General features: G+C 65.0%; 20 protein-coding genes. 4 read left to right on the top strand and 16 right to left on the bottom strand.

Going from position 1 to position 17736, the window contains the following annotated elements; all coding sequences use genetic code 11:
• Positions 1-11: 11 nt before the first annotated feature.
• The 7 genes from G6P88_RS02965 to G6P88_RS02935 all read right to left on the bottom strand — a co-directional run bounded on the left by G6P88_RS02965 (position 12) and on the right by G6P88_RS02935 (position 5679).
• Positions 12-275: an ATP synthase F1 subunit epsilon gene (locus G6P88_RS02965; protein ID WP_165321763.1), complete on the bottom strand. Its 264-nt coding sequence runs from the start codon at positions 273-275 to the stop codon at positions 12-14.
• A gap of 3 nt (positions 276-278) precedes the next feature.
• Positions 279-467 (bottom strand): eL24 family ribosomal protein, encoded by a 189-nt coding sequence (locus tag G6P88_RS02960; RefSeq protein ID WP_165321762.1) that lies wholly within the window; start codon positions 465-467, stop codon positions 279-281.
• The gene (gene atpD / locus G6P88_RS02955) at positions 467-1918 is read right to left on the bottom strand and encodes a F0F1 ATP synthase subunit beta (protein ID WP_165321761.1); all 1452 of its coding nucleotides are present in this window, start codon (positions 1916-1918) and stop codon (positions 467-469) included. Before atpD ends, G6P88_RS02960 begins: the two co-directional genes overlap by 1 nt.
• Before the next feature lie 27 nt (positions 1919-1945).
• A complete protein-coding gene (locus G6P88_RS02950) occupies positions 1946-2830 on the bottom strand; it encodes a F0F1 ATP synthase subunit gamma (protein WP_165321760.1) in 885 nt (294 codons plus the stop codon).
• Positions 2831-2886: 56 nt separating this feature from the next.
• A complete protein-coding gene (gene atpA, locus G6P88_RS02945) occupies positions 2887-4416 on the bottom strand; it encodes a F0F1 ATP synthase subunit alpha (protein WP_165321759.1) in 1530 nt (509 codons plus the stop codon).
• Positions 4417-4418: 2 nt separating this feature from the next.
• The gene (locus G6P88_RS02940) at positions 4419-4973 is read right to left on the bottom strand and encodes a F0F1 ATP synthase subunit delta (protein WP_165321758.1); all 555 of its coding nucleotides are present in this window, start codon (positions 4971-4973) and stop codon (positions 4419-4421) included.
• Positions 4974-5223: 250 nt separating this feature from the next.
• On the bottom strand, positions 5224-5679 hold the full coding sequence (locus G6P88_RS02935) for an Hsp20 family protein (RefSeq protein WP_206335846.1): 456 nt from the start codon (positions 5677-5679) through the stop codon (positions 5224-5226).
• A 192-nt stretch (positions 5680-5871) separates the two neighbouring features.
• On the opposite strand from G6P88_RS02935, the gene G6P88_RS02930 reads away from it, so the two are divergent.
• Entirely contained in the window at positions 5872-6813 is a 942-nt protein-coding gene (locus tag G6P88_RS02930) for an acetyl-CoA carboxylase carboxyltransferase subunit alpha (RefSeq protein WP_165321756.1), read from the top strand.
• Positions 6814-6872: 59 nt separating this feature from the next.
• Complete coding sequence (locus G6P88_RS02925) at positions 6873-8318, top strand: M48 family metalloprotease (protein WP_165321755.1); 1446 nt, start codon at positions 6873-6875, stop codon at positions 8316-8318.
• A 115-nt stretch (positions 8319-8433) separates the two neighbouring features.
• Here G6P88_RS02925 and G6P88_RS02920 read toward each other — a convergent pair whose 3' ends face one another.
• Positions 8434-8601, bottom strand: coding sequence for a Flp family type IVb pilin (locus G6P88_RS02920; protein ID WP_165321754.1), 168 nt, complete (start codon positions 8599-8601; stop codon positions 8434-8436).
• Between the two features lie 132 nt (positions 8602-8733).
• Positions 8734-8934, bottom strand: a complete 201-nt coding sequence (locus tag G6P88_RS02915; RefSeq protein ID WP_165321753.1) for a Flp family type IVb pilin — start codon at positions 8932-8934, stop codon at positions 8734-8736.
• A 94-nt stretch (positions 8935-9028) separates the two neighbouring features.
• Between G6P88_RS02915 and G6P88_RS02910 the strand changes: the two genes are divergently transcribed.
• Positions 9029-9436: a (deoxy)nucleoside triphosphate pyrophosphohydrolase gene (locus G6P88_RS02910; protein WP_165321752.1), complete on the top strand. Its 408-nt coding sequence runs from the start codon at positions 9029-9031 to the stop codon at positions 9434-9436.
• On the opposite strand, the gene G6P88_RS02905 is transcribed toward G6P88_RS02910, so the two are convergent.
• The 6 genes from G6P88_RS02905 to miaA form a co-directional block, all read right to left on the bottom strand.
• Positions 9433-10506 carry a hypothetical protein gene (locus G6P88_RS02905; RefSeq protein WP_165321751.1) on the bottom strand — a complete coding sequence of 358 codons (1074 nt, stop codon included), beginning with the start codon at positions 10504-10506 and terminating at the stop codon, positions 9433-9435. The two genes, G6P88_RS02910 and G6P88_RS02905, sit on opposite strands and share 4 nt — an antisense overlap.
• Positions 10507-10561: 55 nt before the next feature.
• Complete coding sequence (locus tag G6P88_RS02900; RefSeq protein ID WP_165321750.1) at positions 10562-11179, bottom strand: YceI family protein; 618 nt, start codon at positions 11177-11179, stop codon at positions 10562-10564.
• A gap of 96 nt (positions 11180-11275) precedes the next feature.
• Positions 11276-12295 (bottom strand): ketol-acid reductoisomerase, encoded by a 1020-nt coding sequence (gene ilvC, locus G6P88_RS02895; RefSeq protein WP_165321749.1) that lies wholly within the window; start codon positions 12293-12295, stop codon positions 11276-11278.
• Positions 12296-12415: 120 nt separating this feature from the next.
• A complete protein-coding gene (gene ilvN, locus G6P88_RS02890) occupies positions 12416-12931 on the bottom strand; it encodes an acetolactate synthase small subunit (protein WP_165321748.1) in 516 nt (171 codons plus the stop codon).
• Between the two features lie 33 nt (positions 12932-12964).
• A complete protein-coding gene (locus tag G6P88_RS02885) occupies positions 12965-14719 on the bottom strand; it encodes an acetolactate synthase 3 large subunit (protein WP_165321747.1) in 1755 nt (584 codons plus the stop codon).
• 61 nt (positions 14720-14780) lie between these two features.
• Complete coding sequence (gene miaA, locus G6P88_RS02880) at positions 14781-15728, bottom strand: tRNA (adenosine(37)-N6)-dimethylallyltransferase MiaA (RefSeq protein ID WP_165321746.1); 948 nt, start codon at positions 15726-15728, stop codon at positions 14781-14783.
• Between miaA and serB the strand changes: the two genes are divergently transcribed.
• Positions 15721-16599 (top strand): phosphoserine phosphatase SerB, encoded by an 879-nt coding sequence (gene serB / locus G6P88_RS02875; RefSeq protein WP_165321745.1) that lies wholly within the window; start codon positions 15721-15723, stop codon positions 16597-16599. The genes miaA and serB overlap by 8 nt on opposite strands.
• Before the next feature lie 9 nt (positions 16600-16608).
• On the opposite strand, the gene G6P88_RS02870 is transcribed toward serB, so the two are convergent.
• Entirely contained in the window at positions 16609-17688 is a 1080-nt protein-coding gene (locus tag G6P88_RS02870) for an SPOR domain-containing protein (protein ID WP_165321744.1), read from the bottom strand.
• Positions 17689-17736 lie beyond the last annotated feature (48 nt).

The raw sequence follows: 17736 nt of genomic DNA, 5'->3' as shown, positions 1-17736 counted from the left end.
AAAAGGGTTCCTCAGACTTCGCTGGCCTTTTCGGCCAGCACGGTCAGACCCTTCTCGTTCACCTCCGCGAACCCACCTTCGACATGAATGCGTGCCGCGATGGTGTTCGGTCCGGAATAGATCGCCAGTTCACCGGCCCTGACGGTCGACATGAACGGCGCGTGCCCGGCGAGAACGCCGAAATCGCCCTCGGCTCCCGGGACCACCACCATGTGCACGTCTTCCGAGCGGAGGAGCTTTTCCGGGGTGACGAGTTCGAAATGCAGATCTGCCATCGATCAATCCTGTCTGGCTTGCAGGACAAGGTCGAAGGCCGTGGTGGCTTTCTCGAACTTGTCCCGGCAACCCGGGTTGCAGAAGCCGACCACCGCGCCGCGATAGCGGGTCAGCGAATCTGCCGCGATCGGTTTTCCCGACCAGGGGCAGAGTTCGTTGACCGCATCCTCGATGCGCGGCCGGTCGTTCATCAGGCCGCTTCGGCGGCCAGCTTCTTCGCCTTTTCGACCACTTCGTCGATGCCGCCGACCATGTAGAAAGCGGCTTCGGGAAGGTGGTCATATTCACCGTCGACGACGGCCTTGAACGACTTCACCGTGTCCTCGATCGACACGAACTTGCCGGAGATGCCGGTGAAGACTTCGGCGACGTGGAACGGCTGCGACAGGAAGCGCTGGATCTTGCGGGCGCGCTGGACGGTCAGCTTGTCCTCTTCCGAGAGCTCGTCCATGCCGAGGATCGCGATGATGTCCTGCAGCGACTTGTACTTCTGCAGGGTCTCCTGAACCGCACGGGCGGTTTCATAATGCTCCTGGCCGACAACGCGCGGCTCGAGGACGCGGCTCGTCGAGTCGAGCGGATCAACGGCCGGGTAGATGCCCAGCTCGGAGATGGCGCGCGACAGCACGGTCGTGGCGTCGAGGTGGGCGAAGGAGGTTGCCGGAGCAGGGTCGGTAAGGTCGTCCGCGGGAACGTAGATCGCCTGCACCGAGGTGATCGAGCCCTTGTTGGTCGAGGTAATGCGCTCCTGCAGAGCGCCCATGTCGGTCGACAGGGTCGGCTGATAGCCCACGGCCGAAGGAATACGGCCGAGCAGAGCCGACACTTCCGAACCCGCCTGGGTGAAGCGGAAGATGTTGTCGACGAAGAACAGCACGTCCTGGCCTTCAACGTCACGGAAATATTCGGCGATCGTCAGGCCCGACAGGGCGACGCGAGCGCGGGCGCCCGGCGGCTCGTTCATCTGGCCGAACACCAGAGCGACCTTCGAGCCCTCGGGGGTCGGGTTGCCGTCGGCGTCCTTGGCGATGACGCCCGCGTCGAGGAACTCGTGATAGAGATCGTTGCCCTCGCGGGTACGCTCGCCGACGCCGGCGAACACCGAGGTGCCGCCATGGCCCTTGGCGATGTTGTTGATCAGCTCCTGGATGAGCACGGTCTTGCCCACGCCGGCGCCGCCGAACAGGCCGATCTTGCCGCCCTTCGAATAGGGGGCCAGCAGGTCGATGACCTTGATGCCGGTGACGAGGATGCTGGTCTCGGTCGACTGGTCGACGAACAGCGGGGCCTCGGCGTGGATCGGGGCGCTCAGGTCGGTGTCGACCGGACCACGCTCGTCGATCGGCTCACCGACGACGTTCAGGATGCGGCCCAGCGTGCGGGGCCCGACGGGAACGCGGATCTGCGAGCCGGTGTCGGTCACGGCCTGGCCGCGGGTCAGACCCTCGGTCGCATCCATGGCGATCGTGCGGACGGTGTTCTCGCCCAGGTGCTGCGCGACTTCGAGGACGAGGCGGTTGTCGCCGTTCTTCGTCTCGAGCGCGTTCAGGATCGCGGGGAGGGTGCCGCCGTCGAAGGTCACGTCGACGACGGCGCCGATGACCTGGCTGATGCGCCCGACATTGTTGGTGGTGGTAGCCATGTTGCGTTTCCTTGCTGGCCTGGTTCGTTAGAGCGCTTCGGCGCCCGAGATGATTTCGACGAGTTCGGTGGTGATCGCGGCCTGACGGGTCCGGTTATACTGGATGGTCAGACGGTTGATCATGTCGCCGGCGTTGCGGGTCGCGTTATCCATCGCCGTCATGCGGCTGCCCTGCTCGGACGCTGCATTTTCGAGCATCGCCCGGAACAGCTGGATGGCCACGTTGCGCGGGAGCAACTCGGCGAGGATTGCTTCCTCGTCGGGCTCATATTCCACCGCGGCGGACGCACCCGAAGCCGCCGTGCCCGTGGCGGGCGTGAGCGGGACCGGGATGATCTGCAGCTGGGTGGGCTCCTGAACCAGTGCCGACTGGAACTTCGCGAAGAACAGGTGCGCCACGTCGAACTCACCGGCGGCATAACGCGCGATCAGGTCTTCCGAGACCTGGTGCGCGTCGGCGAAAGCGACGTTCTTGATGTGGGTCTGGTCGACCTGGTGCACGATCTTGCCCGGATAGAGCCGGGCGATGACCGCGCGGCCCTTCTTGCCGATCAGGTAGAACTTCACCGTCTTGCCCTGCGCGAGCAGAGCGTCGGCGGCCTTGCGGGCCGCGCGGACGATGTTCGTGTTGAACGCACCGGCGAGGCCCCGCTCGGACGTCGCGACGACGAGCAGGTGAACCTGATCGTTACCGGTTCCGGCAAGAAGCTTCGGGCTCTGCGGGCCGACGGTCACCTTCGAGGCAAGGCTCGCCATCACGGCATTGAGCCGCTCGGCATAGGGGCGCCCGGCCTCTGCCGCCTGCTGCGCACGACGCAGCTTCGCGGCGGCGACCATCTTCATCGCCTTGGTTATCTTCTGGGTCGACTTCACCGAAGTGATGCGGACCTTCAGGCTCTTCAGACTGGGCATTTACTGTCCGTCTTTCTTCGATATGCGGCGCCGGATTTCTCCGGCGCCCCAAGCGTTTAGGCGAAGGTCTTCACGAAAGCGTCGAGCGCGGCCTTGAGCTTGCCCTTGGTCTCGTCCGACAGATCCTTGGTGGTGCGGATGTCGGTCAGGATATCGGCATGACGCGACCGGAACTCCGACAGCAGGGCCGCTTCGAAACGGACCACCGAGGTGACGGGGAAGGCGTCGATATAGCCGTTCACGCCCGCGAAGATCGACACGACCTGCTCCTCGAAGGGGAGCGGGTTGAACTGCGGCTGCTTGAGCAGCTCGGTCAGACGGGCGCCACGGTTGAGCAGCTTCTGCGTCGAGGCGTCGAGGTCCGAACCGAACTGCGCGAAGGCAGCCATTTCGCGATACTGAGCGAGCTCGAGCTTGATCGAGCCGGCCACCTTCTTCATCGCCTTGGTCTGTGCGGCCGAGCCGACGCGGCTGACCGACAGGCCGACGTTGATCGCCGGACGGATACCGGCGTTGAACAGATCGGTCTCGAGGAAGATCTGGCCGTCGGTGATCGAGATCACGTTGGTCGGAATATAGGCAGACACGTCGCCGGCCTGGGTCTCGATGATCGGCAGCGCGGTCAGCGAGCCGTTGCCGTTGGCGTCGTTGAGCTTCGCGGCGCGCTCGAGCAGGCGGCTGTGCAGGTAGAACACGTCGCCCGGATAGGCTTCGCGGCCCGGCGGACGGCGGAGCAGGAGCGACATCTGACGGTAGGCGACGGCCTGCTTCGAGAGATCGTCATAGACGATCAGGGCGTGCATGCCGTTGTCGCGGAAATATTCGCCCATGGCGACGCCGGTGTAGGGCGCGAGATACTGGAGCGGAGCGGGATCCGACGCGGTCGCGGCGACCACGATCGAATATTCCATAGCGCCATTTTCTTCGAGCGTGCGGACGAGCTGCGCGACGGTCGAGCGCTTCTGGCCGACGGCGACGTAGATGCAGTAGAGCTTCTTGCTCTCGTCGTCGCCCTTATTGGCTTCCTTCTGGTTGATGAAGGTGTCGATCGCGACGGCCGACTTGCCGGTCTGACGGTCGCCGATGATCAGCTCGCGCTGGCCACGGCCCACGGGGACGAGCGCGTCGAGCGCCTTGATGCCGGTCTGCACGGGCTCGTGCACCGACTTGCGCGGGATGATGCCGGGCGCCTTGACCTCGACGCGGCTGCGCTGATCGGAGACGATCGGGCCCTTGCCGTCGATCGGATTGCCGAGACCGTCGACCACGCGACCGAGCAGGCCCTTGCCGACCGGGACGTCGACGATGGTGCCGGTGCGCTTGACGACGTCGCCTTCCTTGATCTGGCTGTCCGAACCGAAGATCACGACGCCGACATTGTCGGCTTCGAGGTTCAGGGCCATGCCCTTGATGCCGTTGGCGAACTCGACCATCTCACCGGCCTGGACATTGTCGAGACCGTGGATGCGGGCGATGCCGTCGCCGACCGACAGCACCTGGCCGACTTCGGAGACCTGCGCTTCGGTGCCGAAGCTGGCGATCTGGTCGCGGATGACCTTCGAGATTTCTGCGGCGCGGATATCCATGTTCAGCCTTTCATCGCAATCGCGAGGGAGTTCAGTTTGGAGCGGATCGAACCGTCGATCTGGCGCGAGCCGACCTTGACGATCAGGCCGCCGAGAATCGACGGGTCAACGGTGAGGTCGACCGCGACGTCGCGGGCGAGCTGGGTCTTGAGCTTGGCCTTGAGCGCCTTGACCTGGGTCGCGGTCAGCGCGCGGGCCGAGGTGACCTCCGCGGTGATTTCGCCGCGATGGGCAGCCGCGAGATTGTTGAAGGCGCGAATGACCTGGCCGATCTGTCCGAGGCGGCGGTTCTGCGCCAGCACGCCCAGGAACTTCGTCGTCAGGGGATCGATCCCCAAAGCTGCCGCCGTCGCCGCGACAGCCTTGAGGGCTTCCGCACGGGTCACGAGCGGGCTGGTGGTCAGCCGACGGAAATCATCCGAATCGGCGAGAGCGCCCTTCAGCGTTTGAAGGCTCGCGGAAACCGCATCTATCGCCTTCTCGTCACGCGCCAGATCGAACAGCGCAGTCGCATAACGTCCGCTGAGGCTAGCCTGAATACCGCCGGAATTCTCCACGCGCTTTCAATCCCCCATAGTTGGTTCGGCCCATGCGAAAAAGGGGCCGCCAGAAGCGTCCCCCCACGGGTTGCGGCGCGGTTAGCAGGGGTATCCCCACTATGCAAGGCACGAAGGCGGCTAAGTTACGGTGACGTGAACGGAGCGCTCTTTCGACGGCCAGGGAGGGGCTGGCGGCGACCGATCCCACGCGAATCGAAAAAGCCGGACCTTTCGGCCCGGCTTTCCTTTACCGTCCCTGGCGAAGGGCTCAGGCGGCCTTGGCGTCGATCACGGCGGTCGGTTCGACGCCGTCGATGGCTATGCGCCGCGGCTTCTTATGCTCGGGAATCTCGCGCACGAGGTCGACGTTGAGCAGACCGTTCTCATAGCCTGCGCCGGTGACCTTGATCGTGTCGGCGAGCTGGAAGCGACGCTCGAACGCGCGCTTGGCGATTCCGCGGTGCAGGAACTCGCGCTGGCCTTCCTCGGTCGCCTCGGCCGCGCGGCCGATGATGATCAGCATATTGTCCTGCACGGTCACGTCGATCTCCTCGCGCGTGAAGCCGGCAAGCGCCATCTGGATGCGGTAGGCGCCGTCACCGGTCTTCTCGATATTATAGGGCGGGTAGCTGTCGCTGTCGCCGCGCGCGAAATCGACCAGCCGGTTCAGATTCTCGAAGCCGATCGAAGAACGGAGAAGGGGAGCGAAATCAAGAGTACGCATAGGGTCCATGTCCTCATAAAGCGATTGACCTTAGTACCCGCGGGAGACCCGCCGGGTTGTCGTGCCGCCCCGGGTGGCGACGGCCGACACGATCGAGATAGGAGGGCCTCATGGACCTTCAAGGGGTGGCCGCGATCGGGAGGGAGAGGCGCCTTCGTTGACTGGGGGCGCAGGTCCGCCTAACCGGGGCGCATGGTAGCCTATCTCGAATTCGAAAAGCCGATCGCCGAGCTTGAGGCGCGGATATCGGAACTCCGCTCGACCGCCGATGCGGGGTCGCTCGACATCGACAGCGAGGTCGCGAAGCTTGCGGCCAAGTCCGAAAAGCTGTTGCGCGACACTTATGCGAAGCTCTCGCCCTGGCAGAAGACGCAGGTCGCCCGTCATGCCGAGCGGCCGCATTTCAAACATTATGTCGCGGGCTTCGTCAGCGATTTCGTGCCTTTGGCCGGCGATCGCGCCTTCGCCGACGATCAGGCGATCATCGGGGGGCTCGGCCGCATCGGCGACCGCAAGGTCATGGTGATCGGCCATGAGAAGGGCGACGACACGGCGTCGCGCATCCGCCACAATTTCGGCATGGCCAAGCCCGAGGGCTATCGCAAGGCTATCCGGCTGATGGAACTGGCCGACCGCTTCGGCCTGCCGGTCGTTTCGCTGGTCGACACATCGGGTGCGTTCCCCGGCGTGCAGGCGGAAGAGCGCGGGCAGGCGGAGGCGATCGCCCGCTCGACCGAGGCCTGTCTGGCGCTGGGCGTGCCGATGGTCGCTGCGATCGTGGGTGAGGGCGGTTCGGGCGGCGCGATCGCCGTTGCCGCCGCCAATCGCGTGCTGATGTTCGAACATGCCGTCTATTCGGTGATTTCGCCGGAAGGTTGCGCCTCGATCCTGTGGCGCACCGGGGACAAGGCCGCCGACGCGGCCGAAGCGATGAAGATGACGGCCGCCGACCTGCAGAAGCTCGGCGTCGTGGACCGGATCGTGCCCGAACCGGTCGGCGGCGCACATCGTGATCCCGCCGCTGCCATTGCTGCGCTGGGCGACGCGATCGGCGAGGAGCTCGACAAGATGGCGGGCAAGAAGCCGGCGACGCTGCGCGCGGCCCGCCGGGACAAGTTTCTCGCCATCGGCTGACGGCTCGTAACGGAACCGTTCCGCGGCGGGAGCTTTATGCGTTGCGAAGGAGGGCACGCATGAAAAAATTACTGATCTCGGCCTGTGTCGGTCTGGCCGTTCCTGTCGTTTCCGTCCCCGCCGCAGCGCAGACCCAGTCGATCTCGGCGAGCGACCGGAAGACGGGCGCAGAGGCGCATCCGCAGCTCGTCCAGGAATTCGGCGGCGCGATGAAGGGCCCGGCAGCGGACTATGTCTCGCGCGTCGGAAAGAAGATCGCGGTGCAGTCCGGCCTGTCCAATTCCGAACGCGACTTCACCGTCACACTGCTCGATTCGCCGGTGAACAACGCCTTCGCCATTCCGGGCGGCTATGTCTATGTCACGCGCGGCCTGCTCGCGCTGATGAACGACGAGGCGGAACTGGCATCCGTGCTGGGTCATGAGGTCGGCCACGTCGCCGCCCGCCACTCGGCCAAACGTCAGCAGACGGCGACCATCACGTCGGTGCTGGCCGGCATCGTTGGCGCGGTGGCAGGGAATTCCGGTGTCGGTAGCCTCATCGGTCGCGGGGCCGGCGTCGGCGCCGACCTGATCACCAAGGGATTTTCGCGGACCCAGGAATATCAGGCCGACGATCTCGGCGTGCGCTATCTCGCCAACGCGGGCTACGATCCGCTGGCCTCGTCCGACATGCTCGCCATCCTGGGCAATCAGCAGTCGCTCGAGGCGCAGCTCACCGGGCAGAAGAACAGCTTGCCGACCTGGGCAAGCACGCACCCCAATTCGGAGGATCGCGTTCGTCGTGCGGCGTCAAAGGCCGATGCGACGGGCAAGTCCGGCCGCGGCGCGCGCAACCGCGACGCCCTGCTCGACGCAGTGGATGGGCTTGCCTGGGGCGAGGACCCCGCCAAGGGCTATACCGAGGGGCGCGAGTTCCGGCTGCCGACCCAGCGGCTCGCTTTCACCGTGCCCAGCGGATACAGCCTGAACAACGGAGATGCTGCGGTCACCATTTCGGGGTCGGGCGGTCAGGCGACCTTCTCGGGCGCGAAGATCGGCCAGAATGGCCTCGACGGCTATGTCGGCCAGGTTTTCGCAAGCCTTCAGGCCAATATGCGCTACGGCGAGATACGGTCCGGCAAGGCCAATGGCATCGATTTCCGCTATGCCTTTGGCACAGCCAGCAGCAATGCGGGTCCGCTCGATGTCGGCGTTTTCGCCTATCGGCCGGACAATGGCGGCGTAGCCTATCATTTCGTGACCATGGCGCGGTCGGGGCAGGGCATCGGTCCCTTTCAGCCGCTGGTCGAAAGCATGCGCCGCTTGTCGGCTGCCGAGGCAGCCGCCGCCAAGGGCTACCGGGTGAAGGTGGTTCGCGTGAAGGCGGGCGACACGCCAGAGACGCTCGCCCGACAGATGGCCTTTACCGATGCGCAACTGGAGCGCTTTCTGGTCCTCAATGCGCTCGACCGGGGAGCCCGGCTGCAGGCGGGGGATCGAGTGAAGATCATCGTGCGGAGCTAAGCCGGATCATCCGCCCGGCGAATGCCGCTCAGCGCATATCGTCCGAATCGAAAGGGCGACCGGTTTTGCGCCGGTCGCCCTTGATAAAAGTCAGCTAAAAGGCCGGAAGCCGGTCTCAGCTTGCTTTCATGTTGTTGGAGACGTTGGTGAACGTCTTCTGGAGCTGGTTGCCTAGGCTCGTCATGGCGGTGATCGCGGCGACGGCGATGAGCGCGGCGATCAGGCCATATTCGATCGCGGTGGCGCCCTTGGTGTTCTTCAGCAGCTTGGAAACGAACTTCATCACTCTTACTCCCGAGTCCCGAATTCGGGTGGTTTGCCCGGCCCGGCTGGCCTTCAACCATGGGGCCAACAAACGCACCATATTGGATGAGTTACTGTCATTCGGTTAACGCGGTGCAGCATCGCGTCGGGATCAGACCGAGGAAACCTGGTTGGAGATGTCGTTCCAGCGGGACTGGACCGCTCCGCCCAGCGAGACAACGGCACCCATCACGGCCAGGAATACGAGGGCGAGGATCAACCCATATTCGACCGCGCTGGCACCCTTTTCGTCTCGCAACAGGGCCCGGAACCGGGCGTTGCGACGGCAGCGGTGCGAAAACGGAGGCTTCATGTCGGTCCTCGTTGAACAGGCCTGGGGCTGCGCTTTGCACCGCCACGGTTATTCCGTAAGCGCTACGATTTAAGAATCTCCTAAGGATGTTGTCATGATCGACGCTCGCACGCTTTTCGTGGTCGCCGCGGCGCTGGTGGACGGAGACGGCCGGGTCCTTGTGCAGCAGCGGCCGGCGGGCAAGGCCATGGCCGGGCTCTGGGAGTTTCCCGGAGGCAAGGTAGAGTTCGGCGAACGCCCCGAAGTCGCGCTGATACGCGAACTGCGCGAGGAACTCGGCATCGATGTAGAACAGGCCTGTCTCGCACCTGCCTGCTTCGCGAGCGAGCCGCTGGGCGACCGGCATCTGGTCCTGCTGCTCTATATCTGTCGCAAGTGGCGCGGGATGGTCCAGGCGATCGAGGCGCCGGCGATCAAATGGGTGCGGCCGGTCGAACTGCACGGGCTGGACATGCCCCCTGCGGATCGCCCGCTGATCGGTCTGCTGGAAGCGCTGGTCTAGGGCTCGATCAGGGGCAGTAGCGGATCGGCGGGGTCTGAAACGACCGTTCGGGTCGGCCGGGCGTCGTTGAGGCCAATTCCGACGCCTTCGACCCGCCCCGCCGAAATGTCGGACAATATGCCGAGCACAGGGGTCGGATCCGTTCCCGGGCCGAGCGGAAGGACCATGAGCGCGCCGCAGGGCTGGAGGTCGAGCCCGGCTTTGCGAAACCGTATTCTGACGGCATCGAGCGCCGGTTGCCGCCCGGACAGGATGATCGCATCCTGAAGCGTGGCGGCGGGGCAGGTGGCGTCGGCCAGCGGAAGCTGAATCCTTGGGCGCCGACCGCGCATCACCGTTTTGGCATAGCGTTCATCCAGCCGCTTCAGGGCCGACTCGGCGTCCTGGCGTAGCTGGCGGACCTCGTCGGAGCCGGGCAAGGCGCCCGAGCGCTCGATCACCTGGCGCAGCAGGCTGGCGATGCTCTCCACCGCTTCCGGATCGTCGCCGACGCGCGATGGGAGTGAGCGGATTTCGGCGAGCGGGACGAGACTGCTGAGAGTCTCGGCGGCCGCTGGCCCGAGGCGACCGTAGCGAATCCGGTACGCTTGTTGATAGGCGACGTCGGCCCAGCTTGCGGGGTCTTCGGGATGCAGCAGGCGCTCCACTTCCGCTCGCTGCATCAGGGCCGTGGCGACGATAGGATCGTCACCGCCAACGGAGAGGCGGAAGCCGTCGATCGCCTGTTGCAGCAGGTCAAGGATGAGCGCGCCGATATCGTCGTCGAGGGCTGGCGTATCGCGGTAGACGAACAGAGCGAAGTCCTGGGTCATCCTGGCCCGCTGTTCGACATTGCGGACAGTGCGGATGCGACGGAGGAACTGGCGCTGCGCCTCGACGACCTTTCCATCGCGGACGAGCCGCGCCTCTTTCGGCGCTATTCCGGGGGCTTCGGTGGTGGCGGGGTCTTCCGGAGGGGGGACGGGCGCCACCTCTTGCGCCCGCGCCGGTCCCATGACCGCAGCCAAATGGGCGGCCATGAGCATCGCGGCATGCACAGCGCGGCTTTTGCGGTCCCCGGCCCTGATCATCGGCGGATCAATGGAGCGGGGCGGGGCGGCTGTCCAGAGCCGCCCCGTCGCGTGGTCAGGCCTCGGGCTTCTCGAAGGCGACGCTGATCTCCAGCGGAACCGCATCCGGCACCAGCGGAATGCCGTAGCTGACGCCGAAATCGCTGCGTTTGATCGTGGTGGTCGCGTCGAAACCGATCGTGCGCTTGCCCATCATGGTGCCGGCGCCGACGAAGACGGCGTCGAGCACGACCGGCTTGGTCACGCCCTTGATCGTCAGATTGCCGCTGATCTTCGCGGTCTTGCCCATCACTCGGATAGAGGTCGATTCGAAATGGGCGGTCGGATATTTCGCCGCGTCGAAGAAGTCGGCGGCCTTCAGATGTTCGTCGAGCTTTTCGACGGTGGTGGTGATTCCCGACATCGGTATGTCGATCGAGACCTTCGCCTTGGTGGGGGCCTTGGGATCGATCGTCATCGATCCGGTCAGCGAACCGAACATGCCGCGATAGGTGCTGAAGCCCAGATGATTGACGGTAAACGTCACCTGGCTGTGGCCAGGATCGACGGCATAGGTGCCGGCAGTGACGCGGCGGACGTCGGACGCCCCCGGAGGCGCTTTCGGCATCTGCGCAGAGAGGGGAAAAGCGACGATCGAAATGCCCATGACGAGGGCCAAGGTGGTGGTCTTCATGCAATCCTCCCGGAAACGAGAACGGGCGACAGACTATCGCCTGCCGCCCGTTCAACAATCGCCTAAACCGAAACGGTCCGTTTCGGCATTGCTCGCTTAGTTCTTTTCTTTGTCGACGAGCTTGTTCTTGCCGATCCAGGGCATCATCGCGCGCAGCTCGGCACCGACCTTCTCGATCGGGTGCTCGGCGACGAGCTTGCGGCTCGCCTTCAGTTCGGGCTGGCCGGCGCGGTTGTCGAGGACGAAGCGCTTGACGAATTTGCCCTTCTGAATGTCGTCGAGGACGCGCTTCATCTCGGCCTTGGTCTCCGAGGTGATGACGCGCGGGCCGGTGTGGATGTCACCATATTCGGCGGTGTTCGAGATCGAGTAGCGCATGTTGGCGATGCCGCCCTCATACATCAGATCGACGATCAGCTTCACCTCGTGCAGGCACTCGAAATAGGCCATTTCGGGCGCGTAGCCTGCCTCGACCAGCGTCTCGAAGCCGGCCATGATCAGGTGGCTGAGGCCGCCGCAGAGCACCGCCTGCTCGCCGAACAGGTCGGTCTCGCACTCTTCCTTGAAGGTCGTCTCGATGACGCCCGAACGACCGCCGCCGATCGCCGAGGCGTAGGACAGCGCGACGTCGTGCGCGTTGCCGCTCGCATCCTGCGCGATCGCGATCAGGCAGGGGACGCCGCCGCCACGCTGATATTCGGAGCGCACGGTGTGGCCCGGGCCCTTCGGCGCGATCATGAACACGTCGATGTCGGCGCGCGGTTCGATCAGGCCGAAATGGACGTTCAGGCCATGGGCGAAGGCGAGGGCTGCGCCCGGCTTCATGTTATCGCGCAGATCGTCATTGTAGATCGCGGCCTGATGCTCGTCGGGCGCCAGCACCATGATGATGTCGGCCCACTTGGCGGCGTCGGCGTTCGACAGAACCTTGAAGCCGGCACCTTCGGCCTTCTTGGCGGTCGCCGAACCCGGGCGCAGCGCGATTGCAACCTCGGTTACGCCGGAATCGCGCAGGTTCTGGGCATGGGCATGGCCCTGGCTGCCATAGCCGACGATGGCAACCTTCTTGCCCTTGATGAGGCCGATGTCGGCATCACGATCATAATAGACGCGCATGATGTGCTTCCCTGTGACGCGGCCCGGCATCCGGATGGAGACGGTCGCCTGTTTTGAAAATGTGATTGGCCCCGTAACGGGCAGGTGCCCGTCCGTCGAGCCTGCTTGTTCCTGTCGCCGTTAAAGCGCCTCTTTGCCCCGGGCGATTGCCGCGACGCCGGTGCGCGACACCTCGACCAGGCCGACCTCGCGCATCAGCTCGAGGAATTTGTCGATCTTCTCCGTTCCGCCGGTGACCTCGAAGATGAAGCTCGAGATCGTCGCGTCGACCACGCGGGCGCGGTAAACCTCGGCCAGGCGCAGCGCTTCGATGCGCTGGTCTCCCGTTCCGACGACCTTCACCAGGGCTAGTTCGCGTTCGACATGCGGGCCGAGCGCCGTCAGGTCGGTGACCTTGTGGACCGGAATCATGCGGTCAAGCTGGGCGACGACCTGCTCGATCACCTCGGGCGTGCCGGTGGTGACGATGGTGATGCGGCTGATTTTCTCATCCTCGGTGACGTCGGCCACCGTCAGGCTGTCGATATTATAGCCGCGCGCCGAGAACAGGCCGGCGATCCGGGCGAGGATGCCGGATTCGTTGTCCACGGTCACCGACAAGGTGTGCCGTTCGGTTTCTTGTTGCTTGATGTGCATATCGGATCTCTTGTCGAAGGGGTGGGGGAGGGATCAGACGAGCGCCTTGGCCTCGTCGTCCATCTCGCCGACCACCTCGTCGGCCTCCAGGATCATGTCGGTGTGCGCCGCCCCGCTCGGAATCATCGGGAAGCAGTTGGCGAGCTTGGCAACGCGGCAGTCGACCATCACCGGGCCGTCATGCGCGATCATCGCCGCGATGCCTGCTTCCAGATCGACTGGATCCTCGATGCGAATGCCCTTCCAGCCATAGGCTTCTGCCAGTTTGACGAAGTCGGGCAGGGCATCGCTATAGGATTCCGAATAGCGCCCGGCATAGGTCAGGTCCTGCCACTGGCGCACCATCCCCATATATTCGTTGTTGAGAATGAAGATCTTCACCGGAAGGCGATATTGCGTCGCCGTGCCGAGCTCCTGAATGTTCATCTGGATCGACGCCTCGCCGGCGATGTCGATCACCAGGGCATTCGGATTTCCGAGCTGCGCTCCGATCGCGGCAGGAAGGCCATAGCCCATGGTACCCAGACCGCCCGAAGTCAGCCACTTGTTCGGCGCATCGAAGTCGAAATGCTGGGCAGCCCACATCTGATGCTGACCAACCTCCGTGGTGATGATCGGCTTGCGCTGGTGCGTTGCCTCCCACAGCTTGCGGATGGCCAGCTGCGGCATGATCTCCTTGGTCGAGGCCGGATATTTCAGGCACTTGCGCGCGCGCCACTCGTCGATCTGCGCGAACCAGCCCGACAGGTCCTGGGCGCTGTGCTGGCGCGCCTTCCACAGCTTGACCATGTCCTCCATCGCGCGGCCGACGTCGCCGACGATGCCGAGGTCGACACGCACGGTCTTGTTGATCGACGACCGGTCGATGTCGATGTGGATCTTCTTGGAATGGGGCGAGAAGGCGTCGAGCCGGCCCGTGACGCGGTCGTCGAACCGCGCGCCAAGACACAGGATCAGGTCGGCGCGGTTCATTGCCATGTTGGCTTCATAGGTGCCGTGCATGCCCAGCATGCCCAGCCATTGCGGGCTGGAGGCCGGAAACGCGCCGAGCCCCATCAGCGTCGATGTCACGGGCGCGCCGGTTATACGGGCGAGCTCACGCAGCACCTGGCTGGCGAGCGGGCCGGCATTGATGATGCCGCCGCCGGTGTACAGGATCGGCCGCTCGGCTGCGGCGAGCATCTCGACGGCGGTTTCCAGCAGTGCAGTGTCGGCCTTGACCTGCGGGCGATAACCCTTGTGCGGCAGCGCCTGGATCGAGGGCTTGCGATAGGCTGCGCTCGCCACCTGCACGTCCTTCGGCAGATCGACCACGACAGGACCCGGTCGGCCCGATGTGGCGATGTGGAAGGCCTCATGGATCACGTCGCCCAGCTTGGCCGGGTCCTTCACCAGATAATTATGCTTGGTGCAGTGGCGCGTGATGCCGACCGTGTCGCATTCCTGGAAGGCGTCGGTCCCGATCAGCGGCGTTCCGACCTGGCCGGTGAGGATCACCAGCGGGATCGAATCCATCAACGCGTCGGCGATACCCGTCACGGCATTGGTCGCGCCCGGACCCGAGGTGACGAGCACCACGCCCGGCTTGCCGGTCGAGCGGGCATAGCCCTCGGCTGCGTGGACGGCGCCGGCCTCGTGGCGCACGAGAATGTGGCGAATGCGCTTCTGCTTGAAGAGGGCATCATAGATGGGGAGGACAGCGCCGCCCGGATAGCCGAATACGACCTCCACGCCCAGGTCGGTCAACGCCTGGAGCAATATGTCGGCACCGGTCATCTCGGCAGTCATGTCAAATCCCCTTGTGCGCCGCAGCGCGCTAGTTGAAGGCGGGCTGCCTAAAGGCAATAAACTATAGTGTCAACGTCTCTTCGTGTAATTTAATTGCTATTTTATCGTTCAGGGTGTCATCGAGTTGCGCTTCGACCGTCGACCATGCTGACGGCGGCTGGTGACGGAACCAGGTATATTGCCGCTTGGCATATTGGCGCGTCGCTGCCTGCCCCTGAGTCACCATGGTTTCGCGGTCGATCCTCCCGTCGATCCAGGCGGCGATCTCGGGCACGCCGATCGCGCGCATGGCCGGTAAAGCGGGATCGAGCTTCCGCTTCACGAGCCTTTCTACCTCTTCGATGGCCCCCTGTTCCAGCATGGCTTCGAAGCGCCGATCGCAACGGTCGCGTAGCCACTGTCGGGGGGGCAGAAGGATGCGCGCGGCGACCGAGATCCGGTCGGCAATCCCACCCTCCAGCTTCGTCTGCCACTGGGAGAGCGACATGCCCGTCGATCGCACGACCTCCAGCGCGCGCGCGATCCGGCTGGCATCGTTCGGGTGAAGATGCGCCATGGACAGGTCTTCGCTCTGCAGGGCTGCATGGGCCTCGGCAGCGGGCAGGGCGCGCACTGTCGCCCGGATGTCAGGGTCGATCGGCGGCACGGGGGCGATGCCGAACAGCAGCGTGCGCAGATAGAGACCGGTACCGCCCACCAGGATCGGCAGCCGACCGCGGCTGGCCGCCTCCTCGATCGCGCGCCGGGCATCCTGTGCCCAGTCCGCCGCGCTGCAGGCGGTCGCGGCGTCGCGATAGCCGAACAGCCGATGTGGCGCACGCGCCTCCTCGGCCTCGTCGGGCCGGGCCGACAGGACGCGCAGATCGGCATAGACCTGGCTGGCGTCGGCGTTGATCACCACGCCATCGGCCAATTCGGCAAGCCGCACCGCCAATGCGGACTTGCCGCTGGCCGTCGGCCCCGCAATAAGCGCGACCGGAATCTTCGATGGGGAATTGCTCGTGTTCATCGCCACCTTGATAGCATCCGAACGGCTCTCCGCAGGGGATATTTCGGCCGCGCTCGACCATGTTCGCTCTGCGGGAGGTCGTCCGGTCGGCAGCGATTGGTTGGAGGACGGCATTGCCTGCGACATCCGCTTCGACGGGGACGCCGTCGCGGTGCGCGCGGCGCTCGAGGACGTCGTCGCCGGCGTCGACGTCATCGTGCAGGTCGAAGCCGAACGTCGGCGAAAGATGCTGGTCGCCGACATGGATTCGACGATGATCACGATCGAGTGCATCGACGAACTCGCGGATTATGCCGGGATCAAACCCCAGATCGCCGAAATCACCGAGCGCGCAATGCGCGGCGAGCTGGACTTCGAGGGAGCGCTCGACGCGCGCGTGGCGTTGCTCAAGGGATTGGACGCATCGGTGATCGATCGCTGCCATGCCGAACGTGTCGTTATAATGGGCGGTGCCCGCGAACTGGTGCGCACGATGCGGGCCAACGGCGCAGACTGCTATCTGGTGTCGGGCGGGTTTACCGCTTTTGCCGACCGTGTCGGCGAAGAGATCGGCTTCACCCGCGCTCTCTCGAACATATTGGAGATCGTCGACGGCAAGCTTGCCGGAACCGTCGCCCGTCCGATTGTCGGCGCGTCGACCAAGCGCGAGACGCTGCTTGCCGAAGCGGCGGCGCACGGCATCGCGCCCGAGGCCTGCCTCGCGGTCGGCGACGGGGCCAACGACATTCCTATGATCCAGGCAGCGGGCCTGGGGGTCGCCTATCACGCCAAACCCAAGACGGCGGCGGCAGCAGGCGCGCGCGTCGACCATTGCGACCTGACCGCTTTGCTCTACGCGCAGGGCTATGCGCGTAGAGAGTGGGTCATCTGAGCGGCGGGTTCAGGGCGCTACAGCGAAACAGGTGGTGCCCGTCGCCTTGACGGCCGCGCAGGCTTGCTGCGCGGCTGCGCGTGAGCCCAGCGGTCCTGCCTGAAGCCGGGTCAGCGTCTTCACTGGCGTGTAGGTCGGCGTCAGTGCCTTGAGACCTGCCTTGGCGGAGAGCGATGTCCAGGCATTGCGTGCCGCGTCGGCGCTCGAGAAGGCGCCGAGCTGAATCTTCCACCCGCCACCAGCGGCCGCCACGACCGGCTGTGTGGTGCGGGCGGGAGGGGAAGCGACCGCCGCCGGCTTCGTCGCCACCGACTTTGCGGGGGCAGGCGATGGCTCGGCTGCTGACGGGGCCGCGACGCTCGGGGCCTTCCATGGCGCTGTGGGTGCTGTCTGTGCCATTACCGGGGCGGGAGCGGGAGGCGTTGTCGAAGGCGGCACGCTTGTCTGTCCTACCGGCGAAGGAACGACGGTGGTACGCATGGTCAGCGGCGTGTCGGCCGGGCCGGACATCTCGTTGCTTCGGAGCATGGCGGTGCGTTCGATTTCGCGCGCGATGGCGATGCCCGCCTGCTTCTGGTTGTCGGGGATGACCTGTTCCATCTGCATCAGGCTCTGGTTCGCTGCGCCGACCTTGGCGGCCTGGGCGCGGAGCATGAAGGCATAGGCGCGTGCCCAGTCCTTGGGCAGCAGATCGCCGTTGAAATAGGCGGTGCCAACGACATATTGCGCTCGGCCCTCGCCGCGATCGGCTGCCTTGCGCAGCCAAGTCATGGCCTCTTCGCGCTGGCCGCCCTGGAACAGCATCAGACCGAGCAGGGCCTGCGCCTGTTCATGGCCGGAGGCGGCGGCTTTGCGATACCAGGACAGAGCTTGGGCCTGATCGACGGGGACACCGCGACCCAGCTTATATGCCTGGCCCAGGTTGAACTGCGCATCGGGCTCGCCCGCTTCGGCGGGCCCGCGCCATTCGCCGATCGCCTTGGCATAGTCGCCGGCCTTCCAGGCATCCACGCCTTCCTTGACGCCGGCAAGAGCCGGAGCGCCCACAGCCATGCCGACCAGCGCAAGGCCCAGCACAAAGCTCTTCATCGTCAACCGCCCCCGATTTTCTGCCGGCATCTTCTAAACCGTTGATAG

The sequence above is a fragment of the Rhizorhabdus phycosphaerae genome, assembly GCF_011044255.1.
Lineage (GTDB): Bacteria > Pseudomonadota > Alphaproteobacteria > Sphingomonadales > Sphingomonadaceae > Rhizorhabdus > Rhizorhabdus phycosphaerae.
The sequence above is the reverse complement of the archived record's forward strand: the minus strand, read 5'-3'. Positions and strand labels throughout refer to the sequence as shown.

Bases quoted from the DNA above. Each gene is read 5' to 3' on its own strand.
- G6P88_RS02965 (WP_165321763.1), bottom strand. From the start codon at position 275: ATGGCAGATCTGCATTTCGAACTCGTCACCCCGGAAAAGCTCCTCCGC.
- G6P88_RS02960 (WP_165321762.1), bottom strand. From the start codon at position 467: ATGAACGACCGGCCGCGCATCGAGGATGCGGTCAACGAACTCTGCCCC.
- atpD (WP_165321761.1), bottom strand. From the start codon at position 1,918: ATGGCTACCACCACCAACAATGTCGGGCGCATCAGCCAGGTCATCGGC.
- G6P88_RS02950 (WP_165321760.1), bottom strand. From the start codon at position 2,830: ATGCCCAGTCTGAAGAGCCTGAAGGTCCGCATCACTTCGGTGAAGTCG.
- atpA (WP_165321759.1), bottom strand. From the start codon at position 4,416: ATGGATATCCGCGCCGCAGAAATCTCGAAGGTCATCCGCGACCAGATC.
- G6P88_RS02935 (WP_206335846.1), bottom strand. From the start codon at position 5,679: ATGCGTACTCTTGATTTCGCTCCCCTTCTCCGTTCTTCGATCGGCTTC.
- G6P88_RS02930 (WP_165321756.1), top strand. From the start codon at position 5,872: ATGGTAGCCTATCTCGAATTCGAAAAGCCGATCGCCGAGCTTGAGGCG.
- G6P88_RS02925 (WP_165321755.1), top strand. From the start codon at position 6,873: ATGAAAAAATTACTGATCTCGGCCTGTGTCGGTCTGGCCGTTCCTGTC.
- G6P88_RS02920 (WP_165321754.1), bottom strand. From the start codon at position 8,601: ATGAAGTTCGTTTCCAAGCTGCTGAAGAACACCAAGGGCGCCACCGCG.
- G6P88_RS02915 (WP_165321753.1), bottom strand. From the start codon at position 8,934: ATGAAGCCTCCGTTTTCGCACCGCTGCCGTCGCAACGCCCGGTTCCGG.
- G6P88_RS02910 (WP_165321752.1), top strand. From the start codon at position 9,029: ATGATCGACGCTCGCACGCTTTTCGTGGTCGCCGCGGCGCTGGTGGAC.
- G6P88_RS02905 (WP_165321751.1), bottom strand. From the start codon at position 10,506: ATGATCAGGGCCGGGGACCGCAAAAGCCGCGCTGTGCATGCCGCGATG.
- G6P88_RS02900 (WP_165321750.1), bottom strand. From the start codon at position 11,179: ATGAAGACCACCACCTTGGCCCTCGTCATGGGCATTTCGATCGTCGCT.
- ilvC (WP_165321749.1), bottom strand. From the start codon at position 12,295: ATGCGCGTCTATTATGATCGTGATGCCGACATCGGCCTCATCAAGGGC.
- ilvN (WP_165321748.1), bottom strand. From the start codon at position 12,931: ATGCACATCAAGCAACAAGAAACCGAACGGCACACCTTGTCGGTGACC.
- G6P88_RS02885 (WP_165321747.1), bottom strand. From the start codon at position 14,719: ATGACTGCCGAGATGACCGGTGCCGACATATTGCTCCAGGCGTTGACC.
- miaA (WP_165321746.1), bottom strand. From the start codon at position 15,728: ATGAACACGAGCAATTCCCCATCGAAGATTCCGGTCGCGCTTATTGCG.
- G6P88_RS02870 (WP_165321744.1), bottom strand. From the start codon at position 17,688: ATGAAGAGCTTTGTGCTGGGCCTTGCGCTGGTCGGCATGGCTGTGGGC.